Here is a 3,324-nt window from a genome sequence, read left to right as displayed (position 1 = left end):
TGACGAGGCAGCGCGAGCGGCTGATCGAGCCGGTGAGCTTGCGCAAGCTCTGGCTCATCAGGCGGGCCTGCAGGCCGACATGGCTATCGCCCATTTCACCTTCGATTTCAGCGCGCGGCACCAGCGCGGCGACCGAATCGATCACCAGCACATCGATGGCGTTGGAACGCACCAGCGTGTCGACGATCTCCAGCGCCTGTTCACCAGTATCAGGCTGCGAGACGATCAGTTCGTCGATATTGACGCCCAGCTTCTTGGCATAAACCGGATCGAGCGCATGTTCGGCATCGACAAAGGCCGCGGTGCCGCCATTCTTCTGCGCTTCGGCGATGGCATGCAGCGCCAGCGTCGTCTTGCCCGAGCTTTCCGGGCCATAGATTTCCACGACACGGCCGCGCGGCAAGCCGCCGATGCCGAGCGCGATATCAAGGCCGAGCGAACCGGTGGAGATCGCCTCCACCTCCATCGCGTCGCGCTGGCCCAGTTTCATCACCGAGCCCTTGCCGAACGCACGGTCAATCTGGGCCAGGGCCGCCTCGAGTGCTTTTTGCCGATCCATTCCCGATTCCACCACTTTTAGAGCAGATGCCATGACCCGATCCCTTCCCTGAAGCCGCGATCCAAATTCGTCAACGGCTTTTGATGTACACCAATTGTTCTTTGAGAACAAGAAGAGAACGGAAGGCGGAAATATTTGTCCAATCAGCCCTTCAACGGCTGTGCGGTGGCGATGGCTGCAACCAGCTCGGCCAGCGCGAAGGGCTTGGCCAGAAAGCGGATTCCGCGCGCATCGGCTTCGCGATGGCGCGGCAGTTCGGCATAGCCCGACATCAGCACGATGCCCATTTCCGACCACATGCGCGCGGCTTCGAAGGCCAGTTCAACGCCGTCGATCCCGGGCATCATCACATCTGACACCAGCACGTCGAAGGTCTGCCCGTCGCGCAGGATGGCCAGCGCCACCATGGCATCGCCCGCTGTGGTCACCACGCAGCCTTTGCGTTCCAGGCCACGGGCGAACACTGCCCGCACCGATGGTTCATCTTCCACCAGCAGCACGCGGCGGCCGGCGGCAACCGGTTCGGGTGCCACGTCGGCCACCACCTGCCCCGGCGCAACCTTGGCTGGCTGCGGCCGGCCTGGCAGATAGAGCGAGAAGGTGGTGCCGCACCCACCTGGGCCGGGCTTGGCAAAGATATAGCCATCCGACTGCTTCATGATGCCATAAACGGTGGACAAGCCAAGGCCAGTGCCCTGCCCCAGCGGCTTGGTGGTGAAGAACGGTTCGAAAATCTTGGCCGCGATCTCAGGCGGAATCCCGCTGCCGGTATCGGAAATATCGATGGAAACGAAATCGATGGCCGGCATCATGGCATGGCCCAGCCCGACCACATCGCGGCGCAGGATATCGGCAATGCTGATCACCAGCCGGCCATTGCCTTCCATGGCATCGCGGGCGTTGACGGCCAGATTGACGATCACTTGTTCCAGCTGGCCTGGATCGGCCCGAACGAAGAACTGCCCCGGCGGCGCGACAATATCCAACTCGATGGCTGGGCCAAGCAATTTGGTCAGCAGCGGCCGCAGCCCCTGCACCAGTTCACGCACACAACGCAATTGCCGGTTCTGCGGTTGCTGGCGGGCAAAGGCCAGCAACTGCGCCACCAGGTTGGCGCCACGCTTGCCGTTGTGTAAAATTTCCACAACCGCATCATGTTCGGCGCCAGCATCGGGAAAGCGTTCCAGCAGTTGTTCGGCATGGCCGAGGATGGCCGTGAGCAGATTGTTGAAATCATGCGCCACCCCGCCGGCAAGCTGGCCAACCGCCTGCAGCCGCGTGACGGCGGCAACCTGGGCTTCCAGCCGCATCTGTTCGCGAATGTCACGCATCACCACCAGGGCCGAGACACCAAAGCCCGGCGGGGTGGACATCACGTTGATATCGCGCACTTCATCGGGGTGCTCGGCCAATGCAAGGCGCAGGACGTGCGGCTCACCACCGGCCAGCACATCGGCAACAGCGCGCGACAAAATACCGGCATCGTCGCCCACCACCATCGCTTCCGGGCGCATGCCGGGGCGCCAGCCGGTGCCGGCCGTGGCCTGCATGGCATCATTGCCGGTGACGATGCGGCCCGAGGAATCGAGCAGCGCCAGCGCAATCGGCAGGTTCATCAACAGGGTGCCGATCCACGGGCTGGCCAGCCCTTCGGCATAGGGCGCTGGCCAGGCGGCTTGAACGGGCTGGAAATGCATCCAGTCGTTCACGGCTGCAGGGGCGGTTGGTTCAGTTATAACGCTGCTCCGTCCAGGGATCGCCCTCGTTGTGATACCCTCGTACCTCCCAGAAGCCGGGTTTGTCCACGGCCAGCACTTCGATGCGGGTAAGCCATTTGGCCGATTTCCAGAAATACCAGCGCGGGATTATCGCCCGCACCGGCCCACCGTGATCGCGGGACAGCGGCACACCATCATGGGCATGGGCGATCAGGCAATCATCGCCCGCGAAACGCTCCAACATGATGTTGGTCGTATAGCCATCGGCCCCGTGCAGTACCACCACATTGGCCTGCGGCAGCGGCTGTACCACGCTGAGCAGATGGCTGGTGGCGACGCCCGTCCAGCGATTGTCGAAGCGCGACCATTGGGTAACGCAATGGATGTCCGACACATCCTCGTTGTGCGGCTGGGCCTGATAGGCGGCCCAATCCCAGCTGATCGGGTTGGCCACGGCGCCATCGACTGTCAGCCGCCAATCGGCCTTGGCAATATCGGGCTTTACTCCCAGATCGAGCACCGGCCAGCTGGTGACAAGGCGCTGGCCCGGCGGCAGGCGATTGGCGTGATCGGGATCGCGTTCTCCGGTGAGCAGGCGGCCGGCCTGCGCCCACGCCTGCTTGATGGCGACAAGCTTGCTCCGGATGCCATCGGCCATCAGCGTCAGCCCTTGTCCCGCATCAGCCGCGCCTTGTCGCGCTGCCAGTCGCGCTCTTTCGACGTTTCGCGCTTGTCATGGAGCTGCTTGCCCTTGCCCAGCGCGATCTCGATCTTGGCGCGGCCACGATCATTGAAATAGATCACGAGCGGCACCAGCGTCATGCCCTGGCGGCTGACCGCCGTGTGCATCTTTTCGATCTGGCGTGCATGCAACAGCAATTTGCGCTGACGCTTGGGCTCGTGATTGAAGATATTGCCGTGGCTGAACTCCTGAATGGTCGCATTGATCAGCCACATCTGGCCATCGCGCACCTCGGCAAAGCTTTCGGCGATGCTGGCCTGGCCCTTGCGCAGCGACTTCACCTCGGTGCCGGTCAGCATGATGCC

4 protein-coding genes are annotated in these 3,324 nt (G+C 62.9%); all 4 read right to left on the bottom strand.

The annotated features are described in order from the left end of the window. The coding region (gene recA / locus Q7O19_RS13435) for a recombinase RecA (protein WP_303810990.1) at positions 1–592 on the bottom strand (592 nt) is incomplete at its 3' end. A gap of 110 nt (positions 593–702) precedes the next feature. After that, on the bottom strand, positions 703–2,268 hold the full coding sequence (locus Q7O19_RS13430; RefSeq protein ID WP_303810989.1) for a response regulator: 1,566 nt from the start codon (positions 2,266–2,268) through the stop codon (positions 703–705). Between the two features lie 19 nt (positions 2,269–2,287). Beyond that, positions 2,288–2,935 (bottom strand): sulfite oxidase-like oxidoreductase, encoded by a 648-nt coding sequence (locus tag Q7O19_RS13425; RefSeq protein WP_303810988.1) that lies wholly within the window; start codon positions 2,933–2,935, stop codon positions 2,288–2,290. Positions 2,936–2,940: 5 nt separating this feature from the next. Further along, on the bottom strand, positions 2,941–3,324 hold a 384-nt coding region (gene smpB / locus Q7O19_RS13420; protein WP_303810987.1), incomplete at its 5' end, for an SsrA-binding protein SmpB.

Origin of the sequence: Sandarakinorhabdus limnophila DSM 17366 (assembly GCF_945882885.1) — a bacterium.
In the GTDB taxonomy this organism is placed as follows: domain Bacteria; phylum Pseudomonadota; class Alphaproteobacteria; order Sphingomonadales; family Sphingomonadaceae; genus Sandarakinorhabdus; species Sandarakinorhabdus limnophila_A.
The sequence above is the reverse complement of the archived record's forward strand: the minus strand, read 5'-3'. Positions and strand labels throughout refer to the sequence as shown.

What these genes read in the sequence shown, in the direction of transcription:
- Q7O19_RS13425 (WP_303810988.1), bottom strand. Translation starts at nt 2,935, where the DNA reads ATGGCCGATGGCATCCGGAGCAAGCTTGTCGCCATCAAGCAGGCGTGG.